We start from the raw sequence: 18,789 nt of genomic DNA on the forward strand, positions 1-18,789 counted from the left end.
GGCGTTCAACCAGCCATGCCACTTCTTAATGCGCCTGCCGTCTCTTCCGTAGTGATCGCCGGCGCCGGCGGCCTTGGGATAGAGCTCTACGATTATCTGTACGAAGAGGCATTGCGCGGCGGGCCAACCGTGGCTGGCTTCCTTGACGACACGCCAGGCAAGGTTCCCGATGGGGTCGATGCGCCCAATCTGGGGTCAGTTCGCCAGTTCCGCCCCGCACCGGGACAGGCAGTGCTGGTCGCGATCGGCTCCCCGCAAGCGCGTCAGGAGGTACTGTCGTGGCTCTTGCAGAACGGGATCACGGTCCCGCTGTACGTGCATGACAAAGCCCTGATCTCGCCTTCCTCCCGTTTGGGCATCGGGGCCCTGATCTTTCCTTTCACCGTCGTCAGCCGGGGCGCGGTGGTGGAAGACGGCGTGGTTGCCAATGTCTTCTCGGGGATTGGCCACGGTGCTTGCGTGGGCGCGTGCTCGGTGCTTTCGCCGCACGCCGTGCTCAATGGCAACACCGCGGTCGGACCGGGGTGCTTCCTCGGCACACGTGCGACGCTCTACCCCGGCATAAGAATCGGTGCGGAATGCGTGGTGGACTCACACACCGGCGTTTCGGCCAACGCCAAAGACCGGCAGTTCATCACTACCGGGACTCACCAGATTACCTCACGCCGCATTCGCGACCAGTGATATAAGATTACCGGGACTTGACGCAGGGACGCTCGGAAGAGTCCCGGTAAGCTCCGGTAAGCTCCGGTAAGCTGCGGTAGGCCAGCAGGCAAGCAGCATTTGCACCAGGGCTTATGCACCGTCGGCCCTGCTCATGGAATCGCCGATCTCTCTTGCGCCTCCAGGCATGTCGCCCCCGTTACCGCGATGTCAGGCGACATCGACATCCGGCATGCTGCGCTTGCTGCCCCGGAACCGGGGGGCGGAGAATTCTCCCGCGGCGCTGATACCGTCGCGTGCCAGCACTTTGATGACCGTCTTCCACAGGATCACCACGTCCAGCCACACCGATACGTGGTCGACGTACCATACGTCCAGCCTGAATTTCTCCTCCCAGCTGATGGCGTTGCGTCCGCTGATCTGCGCCAGCCCCGTGATGCCAGGACGAACGTCATGCCGGCGCGCCTGCTCGGCCGAGTAGAGCGGCAGGTATTCCACCAACAGCGGACGCGGGCCCACCAGGCTCATGTCGCCCTTGAGGACGTTCCAGAGCTCCGGCAGCTCGTCAAGGCTCGTGGCGCGCAGGAATGCGCCGAATTTCGTCAGCCGTTCGGGATCAGACAGCAGCTCGCCATCCTCGCCGCGGGCGTCAGTCATGGTGCGGAACTTGAGGAGCTCGAATGGCTCGCCGTGAAGCCCTGGCCGCACTTGCCGGAAGAAGACCGGCTTGCCCAGCTTCAGCCGGATCGCGCAAGCCAGGAGCAGCAGCGGAACGGCAAGCACCAGGAGACCCAGCGAGGCCAGGCAGACGTCAAAGATGCGCTTCATGATGGTTCATCCTGCCGTTGAAATCCGGCCTCAGGCGATGGAGGTGGGCACCGCGTCGCCGCATGGAGGAATGCCCGGGGAAGGTGTGAACATTGCAGGCAGAGGCCGCATCCCGCGCCTGCGCCTGCGCCTTGGCCTGGTTTTCGGCCACGCACGCGAGCGCTGACTGCACGCCTCCACTGGCTCAATATAGTCAAGGTGACAAGCATGCGTTGCGCGGCTATGTGATGGCGGGCACGGAACGCAAATTGCCGGTGCAAGTGGCCTGTGCTACAGGCCCCGGTCACGTTGCACTGGCGCCTCGCCACCATACACTGGCGTACGGGGCAAGCCTCCGATTCTGTTGGAGAGCGCACCGAGAGATGGGAGCCCTCCCGCTAGAGTGAACGTCGACGCGCAGGCAAGCAGGCAATGCCTTGGGGCGAGACAGGTCCGGAGAACCGAAATGAAAGCAACCACAGCATGCGGCGAGGGTGGCGGCGGAGTCGACGCTAGCCCCGCGGCGATCGCGCATCGCCACCTGCTGCATGGCGCCGATGCCATCTGGCAGGAAACCAATTGCTATATCGACCTCTGGGTGGAACTGCTGCATGGCTGGGGGCTCGATCCGCGCGCGGGACTTCCGTTCACGGTTGCCCAGGACTTTGAAGGGGATCACTTCACCTTCTTCAAGTACCCGCAGATGGATCTGGAGACGCTGTACGGAACCGTCGTGCAGGAAATGGCGGTCTACGACACGCTCCAGGCGCACGTCCTGGCCCAGGTCGAACGCGGTCACACCGTACTGCTTGAGGTCGACAGCTATTACCTGCCCGACACGCACGCCACCGCGTACCGGCGCGAGCACGTCAAGACCACCGTGGCCATCGACCGTATCGACAGCCAGGCCCAGCGCCTCTGGTACTACCACAGTCTCGGCTATCACAGCGCGCAGGATGAAGACTATCGCGGCCTGCTGCGGCTTTTGCCTGAACTCAGCGGCAATGGCAATATCCTGTTCCCTTATGCCGAATGCGCGAAGCGCGTGCGGCCATCGCTCGAGTCGTCCGCGCTGGTCGACGCCTCGGTCGCGTTGATGGACTACCACCTGGCCCGGCGCCCTGCGGCCAACCCGGTGGGACGCTGGCGACAAGTTTTCGGCAAGCATATGGACGCGCTGCTGGCACGTGATGAGGCTTACTTCCACTTGTACACCTTCAATTTCCCGCGTCAGCTCGGCGCCAATTTCGAGATGCTGCACCACTGGCTGTGCTGGCTGCGCGAGCAGGGACGCGAGGTGCCAATGGCCGCTATCAACGCCGCACGGACCATCGCGACAGAAAGCAAGGTATTGCAGTTCCGCCTGGCGCGTGCGGTGGCACGCCGCCGCGCCGATCCCTGCACGGACTGCCTCGACACACTGGAAACCTGCCATGACAGGACCATGGAAGGACTGATCGCTGCCTTCGGTGGCGTCGACAATGATCCGATCGGCCAAAGTCAACCATCATAGCCAAGCGAATGTTCCACGTTGACAGCGTAAATCTCGCCGGAAGGCGGCGGAACAGCATGCGCCCCCACCTTGCCCTCATGCACGAGGCGGACACGCCTGCTGCTGCCCGGCGCAAGGTGGAACCAGTTCTCGGCGGCATGGTAGGCATGATCCTCGATGTGCACCCAGCGAGCGAAGCGCTGGGTTGACACGGTCAGCCACCACTCACCTGCCGCTTGCTCAAGCTGTGCCCGCAAGCCTGGCGCCTTGAGCGCCGCGGCACGGCGGTCGGGCAAATAGACGGCCTGACTCAGTGGCTCGCCACTGTCGGCAGCAAGCAATGTCGCCACCACGACGTCATGCGTCAGCGGGCCGAAGCGGTAGGCATAAGTCAGGTCGACGAAGCGGTCAAGCAACGCAGCAGCCTCCACGCGCTGCGCACTGCGGGCCGGCAGGCACAGGCTGTGCCGAGCCTGCGCCACGACCGCCTCGCCATCGCGCAGGCAATCCAGCTCCAGCCGCAATGCACGTGGCTGCGGCGTTTCGTTGAGCACGTGCAAGTGCAGTCCGTTGAGGCCTTCATCGGTAATCAGTACCTGCAGCGGCTGCCAGACTTGCCTCAAGGCATGCCAGGCCGATTTGGGACGGCCACACGCGTCGACGATACCCCAGCCGGCGCCAGGCATCAGATCCTGCAATTGCCAGACCAGACCACCCGCGCAACTCGACCCGACACGCCGCCATTCGCTGAAGACTTCGGTCATGACGTCCGCGACCACGGCGCGCGACAGCATCAGGTAGCGCCGGGGCTGTTCGTACCGCAGGCGCGGCGGATCCACGTCATACAGCACGCGCAAGTAGTGCTCGCGCACATCCTCGAAGTCCCACGGAGCGCCGGCATCGCGCGGCACCGTGGCCTTCCAGCGCGGCGCGTGCAGCGGCGCAGACAAGCCGTGCTCCGTCAACGTGCGGTCACCGGGAACATTGGCAAAAGCCAGGCATTCGGAAGCGAAGCGCACTTGCGCCAGGCGTGCGTCGGCCAACGGTCGCTGGTAGGCCCCGACGCCGTAGTAGTGGCTGATGCCCGTGTCAGGCTGGAACGGCCAGCTGCCGCCGGTCGGCGAATTGCTGACATACACCACGTCCGGCCGATGGGCGGCAACCAGGCCCGGAATCAGTTCATCGAACAGCGGTTGCTTCCAGTTGCTGCGCGACGCGCCCAGCATCGCGGCCTGCTGCTCTGCCTCGCTACCGCCACACAGCACCGCGAGACTCGGATGCGCCCGGGTTGATGTCAGCCACTCGCTGACTTCGCGCGTGATGTCATCGGTAAGGCCAATGCCAGGCCCGATGCCGCCATAGTCAAAATTGGCGAACATGAAATCGTGCCAGACCAGCAAGCCAAGTTCGTCACAGATCCGGTAAAACGCTTCGCCCGGATAGCAGGTGACGCCGCTGATTCGCACCATGTTCATGCCGCCCTGGCGCGCCAGCGTCAACCAACGCCTGGATGCTTCATCGGTGTCTGCCAGGCCGGGCAGGTCATGGCTTGAGATGCAGGCCCCGCGGCAAAACACCCGCTCGCCGTTGATGCACAGTGCGAAGTGCCCGGACTCGCCAGCACGATCCGACGATACCGTGCGAAAGCCCACCCGGCCGCAGTCGATGGCGCGCCCCTCGATGTTCGCATCGACGCCGTAGAGGCAAGGTTCGCCATGCGTATGCGGCCACCACAGCCTGGGGCGTTCCACGCGCACCGTGCCCACCAGGGTGTGATCGTCAACGCGCGACAGCGAGCCGGGATAGCCGCAACCCTCCGCGTCCCTGGCTTCGATCGATCCCGAAGCCGGCGCGGAGGCCGGAAAATGCAGGCGCAGCGTGATGACACCGAGATCGCCCTGCACCTGTCCCCACAGGTCAGAGCGCACCCCATGCAGGATGTCGTCGCTGGCCGGGTCGAGCAATTCCACCGAGCGCCAGGGACCCACCGCATGCACCGGCGGGCACCACCCCGGCATGTGGCCAAGCAGCGTCGTGCGGACGGTGCGCAGCGTCGGCGGCACGATCATTCGCGGCTTCCAGCGCACGGGGCCGCGCTGCTTGCGCAACCATGGATAGAGCGCGCGAAAGCAAAGGTACAGCAGGTTGTCGCCATCCAGGTCGGCCTCGACCTCATGCGCGACGAACATATGCTGCGCGCTCAGCACGAGCTTTCCGTTAAGCCAGGCTTCGGCCACCGTGGCGAGCCCGTTAAAGCGCAGCACGCGGCGGCCACGGCCGGCAAAGCTGACGCGATACCAATAATCATGCAGGTGCAGTGGCGGTGGCGCCGAGTCGTCCCAGCGCCCGGCAGCGCGCAGGGCGCTGGCCACCGTGCCGGGCACGGGTGCTGGCAACCAGGCTGCGGCGGGATCCAGTGCGGCGGGGCTATCGGCGGCGCCGGCGGGCGTTTGCACCCAAGCCCACTCGCCGCCGAACGCGGCACTGCCGATGGCGACGCCGGGACGGCTGCCGGGCGATGCCTGCCGAGCGGACGCCGAAGTGCCCGTGTCCGCGTTAGTTTGCGCCTTCATGGACTGCCTTCCCTGAGAAAACCTGACAGGACCGGAACGCCAGCATGGCGGAGCACGCGTGACAGCACGGGACGGCCGCGCCGGGCGAGGCCCCGGCCGCATCCGCCGTCACGGCACCTCATTGGCCGAACGGATGCGGCACGTAAAGTCGTCCAGTCGCGCCGTGCTGGCACGTACTAGATGCCTCCGAGCACATCACGCACCCGCTGGGGCCAGTTCGCCAGCTTGAAGCCGTGATGACGCAGCAGTGCCAGCGTCAGGCGCTCGATGCCAAAGCCCACGCAGCCGGTGTGCGCCGGCGCGCCGTCCGCGGTACGCAACGGCCACGCGTGCGCGAAATGGTCCATGTGGTAGTTGAAACTCATGCAAGCCGTGGGTGGCGCGCCATCATTGATCGGCACCAGCAACTCGAACTTCAGCTTGAGCTCGCGCTGGCTGTCGGCCACGATCTTGCCGCCACGGCCAAAGAACGGATCGTTCGCCACGTCAACCTCGTGCGGCAAGCCAAGCAGGCTGGCCAGTTGCGTACCACGTTCCATCCATCGTTGACGGAATTCCACGATCTGCCCGGCCGTGCCGAGCCGGACATATTCGCGCTGGCGGAACATCTGCATGCGTGCAGGGTCGATCGAAGGCTCATGGCGGAAGCAATACGTCAACACGTCAACCACCAGCCCCTCCCGAGGCATCAGACCGCGGCTGGCCAGCACCGGGTAGACGGGATAGCACGCCGCAGGGGCCAGCACCACATCGGTGGGCTGCTGCTGATCGGCCCATTCCTCACCGTGCTCCAGGCGCGCCAGCAGACGGTGATGCTCGCGATCGCCACCACAGAAGCAATGCACCGTCCCAGCCAGCTGGGGAAAGCTCTTGAGATATTCACTCGCTTCAAAGTCCTTGCGCGGCATGGCAGGAGGAAATCGCATCACCTCCGCGTCCTGGTCGGCGCCCAGTTTGCTGATCGCGTAGTTCAAGCCGTCGGCAATACTCTCGAACAGTCCGCTACGACCATAAATGCCGTCGACCGTGGTGGGGAAGAGCACCCGGGCGTCAATCAGCGCCTGCCGGTAAGCCCGGCGGCCCGTGTCAGGATCCTGCGCCGGCGTGGCCACGGCATGATGGTCACCCGGGGCAACGGATGAGTCGTCGCTTGGCACGTAAGCGTTGCTGGTATCGTCCATGGACGGCTCCTCAGGCAGACCGGTCCGCCAGTAGCAGATTGGCGGTATTGGTCAGAATGCGATCGTTGTTGATCATCAAGGGGGCGGACCACAGATCCCGCAGGTGGCGTCCCAGGCTGAACGGCGTGCCATGCTTGTAGCCCGCCATGCCGCAGACCAGCATCGCGATTTGCACCGCTTCGAGCGCCAGCGACGACACGCTGGTCTTGAGCCCGTTCATTTCCGCCGCCAGGTTGAAAATTGCCGACACACTCTGGCTTGCATGACGCTGGCGTTGGTGAGCCAACGCCAGTTCCAGCCTCCCCTCCAGCATCTGGATAATGGCAACCGCTTCGGCCACGCGCGTAGCCGAGGGCGGAAGCGTGCCAGGCCGGGCGCGCGCCTGGCCCTGGAACAGCACCTTGGCGCGCTGAACCGCATCCGCGGCGATGCCGGTCCACAGGGCAGACCACAAGATGTGCGACACGGGGGTCATGGTGACGTCGGCAATCTCGCCGAACGACACGGGCAGGATCTGATCGGTATGCCCGCGGGCTTCCAGCCGGAATCCATTGCTGCAGGTGCCGCGCATGCCCAGGGTATCCCAGGTGGAGAGACTTTCCAGTACGTAGTCTGGCTTGAGCACGCTTACCATGACCTGGTCCGATGGCGAGGCATCGGGATGGCGGCGTGCCGTGACGAGGATCCCGTCGGCGTGGGCGCCATAGGAAATGGTCGGAGCCATCTTGAGCAAGTGCAGGTTGCCGCCATCGGCGTTAACCGCGCAGCCGCTGCTGCGCAGGGCACCGCCAATCGCCTCTTCGGACGTGGCCGAAGCCAGCAGCAATTGGTCGCTGGCCAGGCGCTGCAATAGCTGTGCGTGCCACGAGCTGGTGCTCGCATGATTGACCAGGCATGCCACCTGTATCTGGTGCATGGCGTAGATCATTCCCGTCGAGGCACAGGCACCGCCCAGCACGCGGCAGACCGCTGCGATCGTTTCCAGCGACGCGCCATCACCGCCACAGGCTGGCGGCACCATGGCGCCCAGCAACCGCTGCTCACGCAAGACTGCAAACGCCTGGTGCGGAAAACACGCATCGGCGTCGACCTGGTCTGCATGCCTGGCCGCTTCTGCCGCAGCCAGGCGCGCTCCGGCCAGCAAGTGTGCGGCGTCAGCAGTCTCTGCGCGCGGAAAGGCCTGCTCGACGCTGGCGAGGACCGGGCTCATGCCGCCTCCTGCTCTTGTTTGATCTGCTCGGTCGCCGCAGCCAGTGTGCTGATGCTGCGGAACAGCTGGCGGGTCAGCATGCGGTCAGGTATCTCGATGCCGAAGGTATTCTCGATCGCGAGCATGACTTGCACCGTTGCCAGTGATGACAGTCCCGCTTCGTATAGATCGGCCTGGTCGTCCAGCGATTCAACTGGTACGTCAAGTCGGGCCACTTCTAAAAGTATGGTGCGTATCGCTGCTCGCATGCCGGGCTCCAGGTTGAGGTACAACGCCTTGGTGACCTATTGGGCCTGAACGTCGCACGCGCATCAGTGCGTTTTCACACCAATGCGCGTGCTCAGAACGTCCGCCAAACGCTCGCAGAAACGGGTACGCCCACACAAATGGCGGTGCGGTTTCTGGCGTGCTTTGGCGTGCGTCAGTCTTTCCCTACCCGATCGGCTTGACCGGCCAATGCGGGAGGCTTCGCTACCGCTCGGGGCAACGGCATCCCCAGATAAGGATTGATGGTATTGAAGTCCGCCCGGTTGCTGCGCCGGGGCATGACACCGTTGAGGATGCCACCGGCCAGCCTGGCATTGGCGTGCGCCAGGCGCTTGAGGGCTTCATCAACCTGCGCCGTCGCCGTGACATCGGCGCGCACCACCACCAGCGTGGAACCGGCCAGGTTGGCCACCAGCGTGGCATCGGCCACCGCCAGCACTGGCGGCGTGTCCACCAGCACCAGGTCGAAGCGGCCCGCGCACAGCCGCAGGGATTCCGCCAGCGCGGGCAGCATCAGCAGCTCGGACGGATTGGCCGGCACCGCGCCGCGACTAAGCAGGAACAGGCCGTTGACCACGCTCGGCTTGACCGCGTCTGCGATTGCGCTGCGGCCAGCAAGCACTTCTGCCAGCCCGGGCTCGGCAGGCAGGTCGAACCAGTCCGCCACGCGGCCGCGGCGCAGGTCTGCGTCGACAAGCAGCACGCGCTGGCCGGCTTCGGCGAACAGCACCGCCAGGTTGACCGCGGCGAAGGTCTTGCCGGCGGCGGCGGCGGGGCTGGTCACCGCGACCACGCAGTTGGGCGCATCGCGCAACGCGAAATGCAGCGCCGCCCGCAGCGTGCGCAGGCCTTCCACGGCGAGCGAATGCGGGGCGCGCCGCGCCAGCAGGAACTGGTCGTGCAGGCCCTGGCGCATCAGCCGTTCGGCGCGCGCGCGCTCGTCCTCCGGGGCGGCGGCCGTGGCGGCGTCGATCACGCTGGTGACAGACTCGGGCCAGCCCAGGCGCACATTGGGCGGCAGCACAAAGCCAGAGGCGATGCCCAGGCGGCGCTTGGCATCGACCAGTCGTTCCAGCGCGGTCTGCTCGTTGCTGAAGGCGATATCGCCCAGCATGGCCATGCCCAGGCGCTGTTCCGCATCGGCGGCGCTGGCTACCGACGGGCGCATGCGCTGGCGCAGGTTGACCGCGGCCACGCCCAGGCACAGGCCGAGCAAGGCGCCGGCGGAGGCGAACGGCCACGTGCCGAGACCGACCGGTGTGACCGGCGCGATCGCGGCATCGACCACGCGCATCTGGGTAGAGCTGTCGGACAGCATCAGCGACAGCTGCTCGACCTTGCTGCGCAAGGACATGTACATGTCCTCGGCCACCTTGACGTCACGCGTGAGCGCCACCGATTCGCGCTCGGAGGCCGACAGGGTCTGCATGCGCGCGTCGATCTCCGCGCGCTCGCGAGTCATCTGCTGGATCTGGCTGTCGACGGTGCGGACCTCGTTGGCCTCGGGCGTGAAGCGCTGGAGCAGCCGCGTGCGCTCAAGCCTGAGCGCTGCGATCTGGCGTTGGTACTCCATGCTGTTGCTCAGGAACGACTGCGCGTCGCGGCTGGGCTGCAGCGAACCCGTGCGCGCACGGTAGCGCGTGAGCGCCTCTTCGGCGCGCGTGAGTTCGCTCTGCACGCGCGGCAGCTCGCCTGACAGGAACGCGAGCGTGCCGGCCGCGTCCTGGCGCCGCTTGTCGGTCTGGCCGTCGATATAGGCGCGCGTGACCCCGTTGACGAGTTGGGCGGCAAGCTGGCGGTCCGGGTATTGCCAGCTCACGCGCACGGTGCCGCCCGGCGCGGACAGCGGGTCGGCCGCGCCGCCCAGGCTCGCCGGGGTTTCGCTGCGTTCGCTTTCCACCATGAGCCCGCGGCGCACGGACTCGGCGGTGCGGGCCAGGTCGTGCCGCGTGAGCTGGAAGCGCGTACCGGGCGCGGCCTCGATCTTGTCCACGCGCAGCACAATGCCGTTGGCCATCGCGGTCTCGCCGGCCCGCCCTTCAAGCAGCAAGGTGTCCTGCTGCATCAGGCGGTAGCGGCCGTCGCTGCGCACCTCGAAGGTGAGTGGCTGGTCTACCAGCGCCTCGGGCACGGTCATGCTGGCGATTACCAGGCGCTCGCCGCCCCAGGCATAGCCCAGGCTGGCAGGCCAGGTGCCGCGCGGCTGGCCGGGTGTGGAAAAGCGCTGGACCAGCGCGCCCAGCAGCGGCGCACGCAGTGGCTGCGCGGTGATATCGAGCCGCAGCCGCTCCACCACCGGAGCGACCACGGCGCGGCTCTTGAGCAGGCCCGCGTCGAAGGCCGCCGGGCCCTGCATCTGGGCAACGCTGCGCATGCCGCCATCGCGCCCCTCTACCTGCATCAGCGCCTGCGCGCGATACTGCGGCGGCGCCGACAGCGCCACCAGCAAGCCTGCGGCCGCACCGGCCACGCCAGCCGCGGCGATCCAGCCGAGGTGGTCCATCAGCGCGCGCGCCTGCGTGGTGCCCGGCTGGGCATCACGGCGCGGGGTGGCGCTCTCAGCCGGTCCACCGGCATATGACAGTCTGCTCACGAGTACGGCTCCTCAAATGGGATCGGCGCGGCGTATGCACGCCGCGCCTCGCAGGCCACGCGCCGAAGCGTGCCGCTCAGGCGTTGGCCAGCGCGGGCAGCAGGCGGTCATACTCGCGCTTGACCAGCTTGTAGCACTCGCACGAATGCTTCTCCAGCCCGCAGCGGTCGATCACGGTGATATGGCCGCGGCTGTGGTGGATCAGGCCCAGGTCTTCCAGCTTGCCGGCCGCTTCGGTCACGCCTTCGCGGCGCACGCCGAGCATGTTGGCGATGACCTGCTGGGTGATCACCAGTTCGTTGGAGCTGAGCCGGTCGATGGCCAGCAGCAGCCAGCGGCACAGTTGCTTGTTCAGGGAGTGATGGCGATTGCAGGCCGCGGTCTGTGCGATCTGCGTGAGCATGGCCTGCACGTACAGCAGCGTCACGCGCTGCAGCGTGGGCAGGCGCGGCAACTCGCCGCGCAGCAGGCGCGCGGGAATGCGATAGGCCATTCCGGGGCTGCGCACCTCGACCCGGCTGGGCATGGTGTCGCCGCCGGTGACCACCGGGATGCCGACCAGCCCTTCGTTGCCGACCGCGGCGATCTCGACCGTCGCGCCGTCCTCCAGCAGCGACAGCAGCGACACCACCGCGGTGGTCGGGAAATAGACGTGGACGATGCGCTGGCCGGAATCAGTCAGGAGTTCGCCGGCGCGCAGACGGACCAGCTCGAAGTGCTGCGCCAGCGTCTCCCACTCGCCGCGCGGCAGCGCGCTGAGCAGGTGATTGACATGCAGATCCGATCGATGCGTAATCATTTTCGTACCCCCTGTCCAATCCCGTGTCCGGGAACAACGCTCTGCCGGCCTGGCTCGGCACGACTGCTATCCGAGAACCGGCTGGCCACGCCACCGACCCAGATGCGGCGCTCTTTGCAAGCCAGTGCCTCTATTTAGCGTCATGGCAGCGCGCTCCGACAGTAGGCGAACGGCTGGGAAACGGTCATCCATCGGGAGGTTGGACGGAAAGGCGAGAGTGCAGCGGGCGCTGGCAAAGGCGCCATGCGCCGCGGCGGGCGCGATGTCTGCCGCCGCCACACGAGGCGAGGCAGCATGGCGGCTGGAAGTGGTTCCGGGCTAATCAGCCGCGGCAGGCACGCAAGCCTGGATGCATGGCATGCCCTCCGCTGTCGGCATGAGACCCGGGCTATCGTGCAAATGGCGGATGCACCGGCTTGCCCCCAGCGCCGGATCAAACCGGTTCTGTGCCACGCGCCAGAGGCGGCGCACAAGCCACGGGTTGCCCGCTGCAGGCACGGTCTGCCGGCTCATGGCGTGAACTCGCCGAAATGCGCGGCCAGCAACGGCACGCTGGCCAGGTATGAGGCTTCGAGCTGGTCCAGGCAGTCTTCGCAACGGTCCGGCTTGCGGCTGATGACCGCGCGCATCAGGCGGAACTGCATCACCATCGCCTCCGAGGCCATGGTGTAGCAGGCTTGCGCCGCCTTCTCAGGCACCTCCTGCCCATGCATCACCAGCCAGCGCAGGTAGCGCGCCAGCAGCTCGAAATTGGCGCCGAGCTGGCGCAGCACGCCCGACGCGTAGTGGTGAAAGCCCGGTTCGCCGCGCGCCATCAGCCGCTCGAGATGCTGGGGAAACACCGCCCGAAACAGGGTGACGGGGTTCTCGCGCGGACGGTTTCCCAGGTGAAAGCGCAGCAATGCCAGCGAGGCCTCGAGCAGCGTCTCGGCAGCGTGCGGGTGCCCGTTGCGGCGGACCACGTCGGCGTGCATGAAGGGCAGCGCCTCGGCACTGCGCACGCCCGGTGCCAGGCGAATGATGGCGGCGTAGTCCTCGCCGGTCGCGGTGTGGTAGCCGTCGGAGTGGTAGTAGCCGACCGCGCCGGCCTCGGGGATCAACACATCGATGGCAATGCAGGTGGGCATGCAATGGCGCAGGTAGCCGGCGCCGCGGGGTGGCGGCAACTGGCTGCTGTCCAGCTCCATCACGACGATATGGCCGCGCGAGGTCTGTGCCGCCACGTGCGACTCGAGCGAGTCGTAGAACGTCAGGGCGTGCACGGTGAGGCCATACAGCCGCTCCAGGTCGGCATCCGGAAAGCGGCACTGCGTGAAGTGGTCGGCCTCGAAGTCCTGCCGCACCGCGCAGGCCAGTGCCGCGACCGGCGGCAGGTCCAGCCCGTGCAGCAGCTCGATCCAAAGGTCGATATGGCAGTTGACGTGCGACCACACCGGATTGCCGCCGCGCAATCCCGGTCCGCCCCGTCCACGCATCCTGGTGTCGCCGTGCACTAGTGACCTCCGCCCCTGCCATGCCGTTTCATGAGCGGGTACGGACGGCCCATGCCGGGCCCGCGCGCGTGCCTGACGAGCGATACGGCAGGCCGAGCGCTGACACCAGTCATTTTTCCGTCTCCCCCTGAACCCGAGCCAGATACTTGCTGCCATTGGCCGTGATGGCGATCTTGGCGCGCGCGGTTCTGGCCAGTCTGTTGGACGGCGCACAAACCGGCAAAGGGTTCAGGCGGTTCAGGGGCACTCAGCCGCAAAGTTGCGCGCATGGTGCTTCTGGTTGATGGAGGAGCGCGAGCTGATTGGTTATCGTCAAGGAGACGTGTGGGCGGGCAGTATGGCCCGCACGCCTTCAAAGCCCGCATGGTCCCCCGGTCGGCGGGCTTCTTTTTTGGCTCGCCGGCTAGTGTCCTGTTCCGCAAATACCTTGCCATGAAATTTTGGCAAGCCATCTACGGAACAGGACACTAGCTGCGCAATCACGAGGGGAACGACAAAGGCACAGTGGCACCCGGCGAGGCCGCCGGGTGCCACTGTGCCTGATTCTCGCTGGATGCCTGCTGGTTCAGGCTACGAGTGGCGGCGGCACGCGATGCCGATGCTGAGCAATGATCAGCGCCCTCAGGCTTTCCACACGCAGCCGCGCTTCGCGCTCACCGGCCGCGCGGGCCGCGTCGGCGGCGGCCAGCTCGCAGTCAAACTGACGCCCGTGCAGTTCACCGCGATAGAGCAGCGGCTCATCGCTGCCCTCGTTGGCACCCGCGTGGCAACCATGGTCAAGGCTGGCAGCCAGCCTGATCTCGAAGCAGCACGCCCACTTGCCTCTGCCTTCGCGCACAGCAAAGCCGCGAACGACGAGGAATTCCAGTCCGGCCTCCATATGACCCCCTTACTTCCCCGGGGCGGCCTGCCTGCAAACTGGGCTGGCTTCTGCCTCCGGGCGAATCAAGCATAGGCAATCAGGTGCGATGCGCACTCATCCGGTGGATGTAGGCCTGCTCGCTCAAAGGAGGGAGGCGGTGGTCCCGCTGGCGCCCGTCAGCGACAGCGCCATGCGCGGGAAGCACTGGCCGCCGGCCCACACCAGCGCGGTGGCAGCGCAGACCAGTTCAAGCGGTGCCGGCAGCGCGAGACACCCGCTGGCACCGAGCAGCGCGGCATGCAGCATCAGCGAGGCATCGAGGCGATCGGACAGCACCAGCCAGCGCCGTGGCGCCAGGCGTGCCTGCAGCTGGTCCAGCAACGCACGCGGGTCGCCCTCCAGCGCGCTGCAATCGATCAGCGCAATATCGGCCGGGTCCGGCTTCGTCTCCGAAGACGAAGCCTGCGTCGATGCGCGCGCCGATTCATGCAGCCACTGCGGCGTGCGCCACGTGATCGGCTGCGGCACGTCCAGTGCGTTCAGGCGACGCGCCAGGACACGGCACATCATTTCATTGCTGGCGATGAGATAGGTCGGCATTGACTCGGTCTGGCAGCGGGCCCGGGCCGCAGATGCGCTTGCCACCCGGTCGGGAGCCGGGCCGCGTGGGCGGCCCGCCTTGCAGGGCATCAGGGCAGCGCCGGCCGCCGGAAAAAGTGTCTGCAGATGCCTTTCATCACAAGGTAGCAAGCCGCCGCCGCCATTGCCTCATGCTTTTGGCCGAGAGCCGCACGCCAGAAGGATGAGGCGCGGCCCGTGAAAGCCGCGCCGCCACCCGTCACGCAGCCTGGCAGGTGGGGTCGGGTGCCGGCACCCGGGTCACCGGATTAACGGGCGTGGCGGGCCCGGCCCAGTTGAGCGTTGCACCCTTCTGCAGGGCAACGTAGACGGCTTCGCCCTTGTTGCGTACGTGCAGGCGCTGGTACAGCGTGCAGGCATGCGTCTTCGCGGTGGCTACCGAGATATTCAGCATGCGGCTGACCGTCTTGATGGGATAGCCCCGCGCCAGCAGCGCCAGCACTTCATACTGGCGCTCGGTGATGTTCAGCAGGTGCGCGCCGGCCGACGGGGTTTCGTGGTACGTCGCGTGCGCCTGGAAATGGCGCTGGGGCGCGGGCACCGCATGCTCGAGCACGGCCTCGCCGATGCCTGCGCGCAGCGCCACGACCCGGGCCTCGCCCTGCCCTGCGCTGCTTGCCACCGGGGCATGGCCGGCATCGAGTTCCGGTTGCCAGGCGTGGTGGCTGCCCTGGGCACGCGCCGGGAAGCACTCGCCGCCGGCCAGCACCAGGCGCACCGCGGCATCGAGCGCATCCGCACTGCAGCTCTTGGCCACGCAACCGCGCACCGGGTCAGGCAAGCCTGCATCCGGCAGCGATGGCGCCGCCTGATCGCTGAGGACCAGCACGCGCTGCGGGCGTAGCCGCTGGCACAGTTCCTCCAGCATGGCCCAGCCGCCGGCGTGATCGGCTGGCAGGCCATAGATCAGCAGGTCGGCATCGTACAGCCACAAATCTGAATCGACTGGGGCGAGGGGATCGATATCGATCAGGTCACCAGGAATATGTGCTTGGGCCAGCAGATGGCGCAGACCCAGGCGCAGGAGGGGGTGAGGCTCGATCAAGAGGATGGTGGCCATGGCCGCTCTCTTATTATTGCGGCAAGTACGGACCCTGCGACAATCCGCGCTTGCTTGTCGGAAATGCTCCGCTATCTTGCGGTTGCACTTCCATACGATCCGCCATCGCTCCAGACCGCCCGGCAGCCTTCCCGTCAGGCTGCAGGTCCGTCCTTCCCGTGGAGATACCGGATCGCCCCGTTTTGCGTGTTAAGACGCTTATGTAGAAAGAGTCTTAGATGCGACTGAAGTCTGATCTAAGTATTTATAACTCCTGACCTGCAGCATATGAAACGCGTAGGTCGAATGCAAGGTGATGGTGCGCTGCGGCGGGTTTTCCCCGAGCACTGCCTGACACCAGCATACGGATCCCACAAGGGCAGCGGGGATGACTTTCCAGTGAAAACGCGCATAAAATTATCGGCATTGCATTTACCTGTGCATTTCGGGCCGGATGAATTCTCGCTCGCTTCAAGTGCCTTATAAATCAAGAAGTTAGCCATTCAGCGCATACCTGCCCATGATTCCCGGAATGATGACGGTCAGCCTCACCCGCAGCGAATTTGCAGCGGTGCGCGCCTATGTCCAGGGCATGCCGGCGGCCATGGTGGTGCCCCGCTACCTGGCCGACGAAGCCGATGACGACGAAGCCGGGGCCGAGTCTGCGCTGCGAATCCTGCTTGCCCTGCGCGACCGGATGGTCCAGCTCGCGCACCTGCACGGACGGGCGGACCTGGCCGAACTGCTGCTGGCCGGCCCTGGCCGCTCCAACCGCGGCATGGATCGCCGCGTCGACGCGCTGGCCGAGCTCGAACGCTTGGGTACGGCGGCGCCGCGCCCCCAGCACGGCGTGGAGTTGTGGTTTGCACCAGCCTTGGCGCGGCGCTTGCACAAGGCTGAAATTGTGACTCTTAATACTCTTTTTGAGCTTGCAAACCGACGCGGCAGCGCCTGGTGGCGGACCGTCCCGCGCATTGGCGCGCTTGCCGGCGCGGCCGTCAACCGCTGGCTCGGCGAGAACCGCGCTGCCTTCCGGGATCCGGACGGCAAGCCATTGCTGGGCGAACACGTCGGCAACCGCACTCTGCTCGAGCGAGGCAGGCTGGGACCAGGGCTGCGCCAGCCGTTGCCGCTGGAATGGATGACCGCGTCGCCCGCGTTGGCCTCAGACGCCAGCTGCCCGTACAGCCAGGGCCTCGACGTGGTCCAGGCCTGGCTGCGCGATGCCGCTGGTGACAGCGGCAGCACGTTCTCGGCCTACCGCAAGGAGGCGGAGCGCCTGCTGCTGTGGGCAGCGCTGGAGCGGCGCAAGGGCCTGTCGCAGCTCGATCTGGACGACCGCCGGGCCTACCTGGGCTTCCTGGCGCAGCCCGAACCGGCCAGCCGCTGGTGCGGACCACGGGCGCCGCGCTACCTGGCCGGATGGCGTCCGTTCACCGGCCCGCTCAGTCCGGCAAGCGTGCGGCACAGCATGCGGGTGCTGGCCGCCCTGTTCCGCTGGATGCATGGCAACGGCTACCCGGGCGCAGCGCTCTGGCCAGCCCGGATCCCGGATGGCACCGATGCCTCGACGGCAACAAAGGCGGCGCGGCCGGACACCTTGCAGGTTGCCGAGACCAGCCTGGCCCCCTTCCTGTCATGGCTGGAACGCCGGGGCGGCGACGGCGATGGCCAGCGCTACCGAACGGCCCATGCGGCAATCCTGCTGTTGCGGGAACACCGGCTCAGCCTGGACCGGCTGACCTCGGTCACGCGGCGTTCGCTGGCGCCGATGCAGCAGCCTGCGCGGGTTCCGGAAGACGGTGTGGAAAGTATTGTGCCAGACGGAACGCCTGGCTTTGGCCTGGCCACGCAGCACGCGCTGGCCCGGCATTGGCGTGACCGCAATCTCCAGTGGGATGGCGCGGGCACCGAAGACGCCTCGCTGATCGGTCCACCGGCCGCGCCGCCGACCCGGCGCGCGCAGCGCAAGCTGGCGGCATTGCCGCAGGCCGGCTACTCGGTGCGTGGCCTGCATGCCCTGCTGTCCAGCATGCTTGAGCGCTACCGCAAGACCTGTGATCCGGAGTTTGGCGCGCGCTCGCCGCGCGACCTGCTGGCCTGAGCGCTGCGGCGGCAATGCTGCCGCAGCGCCGCCATGGCGTGCCTTCCCGGCTCAGAGCAGCGTGTTATCCAGCCCGAAGCGGGCCTTCAGGGCCTCGACCAGCGCCTCGCGGGCACTGCGGTCGCTCAGCTGCACGTCCAGCATCACGCGTCCCGAGTCCCATTCCTTGATGGTGCCCAGCAACTGGCCGCTGTCGGTCCGGATCTTGTATTGCCGGCTGATTTCCTTGACCTTGCGCGCCTTGCCTTCCTGCGCGTGCTTGCGGATGGCTTCAACCTCGCGGCTCGACAGGCCGTCATTGATGATGCGCGCCACCAGTTCTCGCGTGCGCTCCTCGCCCGCCAGCTTGCAGTACAGCGTCAGCTCATAGCCCGCGGCGATGCCGATCGCGCTCGGGCGCTCGCGCATCACGCCCAGCACGGACTCGGGCAGGCGCAGCAGCGCCAGCGTCTTGTTCACGGTGCCGGCCGACATGCCGGTCAGCTCGCAGATTTCCTCTTCCTTCTGGACCTTGCCTTCGTCCAGCAACTGGCGCCAGGCGATCGCATTGTCCAGCGCTGACTGGTCCGAGCGCTGCTCGTTGAGCATGAACGACAGCCGGTAGAAGTCCAGGTCGCTCAGGTCGTTTTCGACAAAACATTCCATCTCGAGCTTGCCGGCAGACGCCAGGGCTCGCTTGCGGTAATGACCGTCGATCAGGATGTAATGGCCGGGGCGCGCCGGATCGGGCGCGGCCAGGCCGGGGGTCTTCTGGCCGTGCGTGGCAATGGATGCCGCCCGCTCCTGCACCACGGCGGGATCGTAGAGGCGCCGCGCGTTGAGAGGATTGTCGTGCAGTTGCGCCAGCGGAATCCTGATCAGCTGCCGACCCGCGGCGGCTTCGCCAGGACTTTCAGCGCTGAAAACAGGCGCTCCATCGGCTCCCCTGCCCTGCAGCAAGCCATTCGGATGCTGGGAAATGGCCGCTTCCGCGCGTGCGAAACGGTCCAGCGTATCGTTGCGGGTCTTTTCGGCCGCCATGCCGGCCAGCATGCCAGCCTTGAGGCTCTTCAGTTTGGTAGCCATGC

General features: G+C 66.5%; 15 protein-coding genes. 3 read left to right on the plus strand and 12 right to left on the minus strand.

What is annotated here, in order from left to right:
- Positions 1-15: 15 nt before the first annotated feature.
- On the plus strand, positions 16-684 hold the full coding sequence (locus AC3WVS_RS15515) for an acetyltransferase (protein ID WP_492319365.1): 669 nt from the start codon (positions 16-18) through the stop codon (positions 682-684).
- Positions 685-873: 189 nt separating this feature from the next.
- Here AC3WVS_RS15515 and AC3WVS_RS15520 read toward each other — a convergent pair whose 3' ends face one another.
- A complete protein-coding gene (locus tag AC3WVS_RS15520; protein ID WP_492319366.1) occupies positions 874-1,491 on the minus strand; it encodes a sugar transferase in 618 nt (205 codons plus the stop codon).
- 445 nt (positions 1,492-1,936) lie between these two features.
- Between AC3WVS_RS15520 and AC3WVS_RS15525 the strand changes: the two genes are divergently transcribed.
- On the plus strand, positions 1,937-2,983 hold the full coding sequence (locus tag AC3WVS_RS15525) for a DUF1839 family protein (protein WP_492319367.1): 1,047 nt from the start codon (positions 1,937-1,939) through the stop codon (positions 2,981-2,983).
- Here AC3WVS_RS15525 and AC3WVS_RS15530 read toward each other — a convergent pair.
- The 10 genes from AC3WVS_RS15530 to AC3WVS_RS15575 form a co-directional block, all read right to left on the minus strand.
- Positions 2,971-5,535 carry a beta-mannosidase gene (locus AC3WVS_RS15530; protein ID WP_492319368.1) on the minus strand — a complete coding sequence of 855 codons (2,565 nt, stop codon included), beginning with the start codon at positions 5,533-5,535 and terminating at the stop codon, positions 2,971-2,973. The two genes, AC3WVS_RS15525 and AC3WVS_RS15530, sit on opposite strands and share 13 nt — an antisense overlap.
- A gap of 176 nt (positions 5,536-5,711) precedes the next feature.
- Entirely contained in the window at positions 5,712-6,716 is a 1,005-nt protein-coding gene (locus tag AC3WVS_RS15535) for an amino acid--[acyl-carrier-protein] ligase (protein WP_492319369.1), read from the minus strand.
- Between the two features lie 10 nt (positions 6,717-6,726).
- Positions 6,727-7,926, minus strand: a complete 1,200-nt coding sequence (locus AC3WVS_RS15540; protein ID WP_492319370.1) for an acyl-CoA dehydrogenase family protein — start codon at positions 7,924-7,926, stop codon at positions 6,727-6,729.
- Positions 7,923-8,174 (minus strand): acyl carrier protein, encoded by a 252-nt coding sequence (locus tag AC3WVS_RS15545; protein ID WP_010811137.1) that lies wholly within the window; start codon positions 8,172-8,174, stop codon positions 7,923-7,925. Before AC3WVS_RS15545 ends, AC3WVS_RS15540 begins: the two co-directional genes overlap by 4 nt.
- A 173-nt stretch (positions 8,175-8,347) precedes the next feature.
- Positions 8,348-10,786 (minus strand): polysaccharide biosynthesis tyrosine autokinase, encoded by a 2,439-nt coding sequence (locus AC3WVS_RS15550; RefSeq protein WP_492319371.1) that lies wholly within the window; start codon positions 10,784-10,786, stop codon positions 8,348-8,350.
- A gap of 76 nt (positions 10,787-10,862) precedes the next feature.
- Positions 10,863-11,585 (minus strand): Crp/Fnr family transcriptional regulator, encoded by a 723-nt coding sequence (locus tag AC3WVS_RS15555; RefSeq protein ID WP_492319372.1) that lies wholly within the window; start codon positions 11,583-11,585, stop codon positions 10,863-10,865.
- 509 nt (positions 11,586-12,094) lie between these two features.
- Entirely contained in the window at positions 12,095-13,060 is a 966-nt protein-coding gene (locus AC3WVS_RS15560) for a DUF1839 family protein (protein WP_492319373.1), read from the minus strand.
- A 583-nt stretch (positions 13,061-13,643) separates the two neighbouring features.
- Positions 13,644-13,958: a hypothetical protein gene (locus AC3WVS_RS15565; RefSeq protein ID WP_010811142.1), complete on the minus strand. Its 315-nt coding sequence runs from the start codon at positions 13,956-13,958 to the stop codon at positions 13,644-13,646.
- 123 nt (positions 13,959-14,081) lie between these two features.
- Positions 14,082-14,540 carry a DNA-binding response regulator gene (locus AC3WVS_RS15570; protein WP_492319374.1) on the minus strand — a complete coding sequence of 153 codons (459 nt, stop codon included), beginning with the start codon at positions 14,538-14,540 and terminating at the stop codon, positions 14,082-14,084.
- A gap of 238 nt (positions 14,541-14,778) precedes the next feature.
- Positions 14,779-15,639, minus strand: a complete 861-nt coding sequence (locus AC3WVS_RS15575; protein ID WP_492319375.1) for a helix-turn-helix transcriptional regulator — start codon at positions 15,637-15,639, stop codon at positions 14,779-14,781.
- A 499-nt stretch (positions 15,640-16,138) separates the two neighbouring features.
- On the opposite strand from AC3WVS_RS15575, the gene AC3WVS_RS15580 reads away from it, so the two are divergent.
- Positions 16,139-17,722, plus strand: coding sequence for a phage integrase family protein (locus AC3WVS_RS15580; protein WP_492319376.1), 1,584 nt, complete (start codon positions 16,139-16,141; stop codon positions 17,720-17,722).
- 51 nt (positions 17,723-17,773) lie between these two features.
- Here AC3WVS_RS15580 and AC3WVS_RS15585 read toward each other — a convergent pair whose 3' ends face one another.
- Complete coding sequence (locus tag AC3WVS_RS15585) at positions 17,774-18,787, minus strand: ParB/RepB/Spo0J family partition protein (RefSeq protein WP_492319377.1); 1,014 nt, start codon at positions 18,785-18,787, stop codon at positions 17,774-17,776.
- Positions 18,788-18,789: the final 2 nt, after the last annotated feature.

The sequence above is a fragment of the Cupriavidus sp. CPT47-8839-RL05A genome, from assembly GCF_058792255.1.

Bases quoted from the DNA above. Each gene is read 5' to 3' on its own strand.
- AC3WVS_RS15520 (WP_492319366.1), bottom strand. From the start codon at position 1,491: ATGAAGCGCATCTTTGACGTCTGCCTGGCCTCGCTGGGTCTCCTGGTG.
- AC3WVS_RS15555 (WP_492319372.1), bottom strand. From the start codon at position 11,585: ATGATTACGCATCGATCGGATCTGCATGTCAATCACCTGCTCAGCGCG.
- AC3WVS_RS15585 (WP_492319377.1), bottom strand. From the start codon at position 18,787: ATGGCTACCAAACTGAAGAGCCTCAAGGCTGGCATGCTGGCCGGCATG.
- AC3WVS_RS15535 (WP_492319369.1), bottom strand. From the start codon at position 6,716: ATGGACGATACCAGCAACGCTTACGTGCCAAGCGACGACTCATCCGTT.
- AC3WVS_RS15515 (WP_492319365.1), top strand. From the start codon at position 16: ATGCCACTTCTTAATGCGCCTGCCGTCTCTTCCGTAGTGATCGCCGGC.
- AC3WVS_RS15530 (WP_492319368.1), bottom strand. From the start codon at position 5,535: ATGAAGGCGCAAACTAACGCGGACACGGGCACTTCGGCGTCCGCTCGG.
- AC3WVS_RS15545 (WP_010811137.1), bottom strand. From the start codon at position 8,174: ATGCGAGCAGCGATACGCACCATACTTTTAGAAGTGGCCCGACTTGAC.
- AC3WVS_RS15565 (WP_010811142.1), bottom strand. From the start codon at position 13,958: ATGGAGGCCGGACTGGAATTCCTCGTCGTTCGCGGCTTTGCTGTGCGC.
- AC3WVS_RS15540 (WP_492319370.1), bottom strand. From the start codon at position 7,926: ATGAGCCCGGTCCTCGCCAGCGTCGAGCAGGCCTTTCCGCGCGCAGAG.
- AC3WVS_RS15560 (WP_492319373.1), bottom strand. From the start codon at position 13,060: ATGCGTGGACGGGGCGGACCGGGATTGCGCGGCGGCAATCCGGTGTGG.
- AC3WVS_RS15570 (WP_492319374.1), bottom strand. From the start codon at position 14,540: ATGCCGACCTATCTCATCGCCAGCAATGAAATGATGTGCCGTGTCCTG.
- AC3WVS_RS15580 (WP_492319376.1), top strand. From the start codon at position 16,139: ATGATTCCCGGAATGATGACGGTCAGCCTCACCCGCAGCGAATTTGCA.
- AC3WVS_RS15525 (WP_492319367.1), top strand. From the start codon at position 1,937: ATGAAAGCAACCACAGCATGCGGCGAGGGTGGCGGCGGAGTCGACGCT.
- AC3WVS_RS15575 (WP_492319375.1), bottom strand. From the start codon at position 15,639: ATGGCCACCATCCTCTTGATCGAGCCTCACCCCCTCCTGCGCCTGGGT.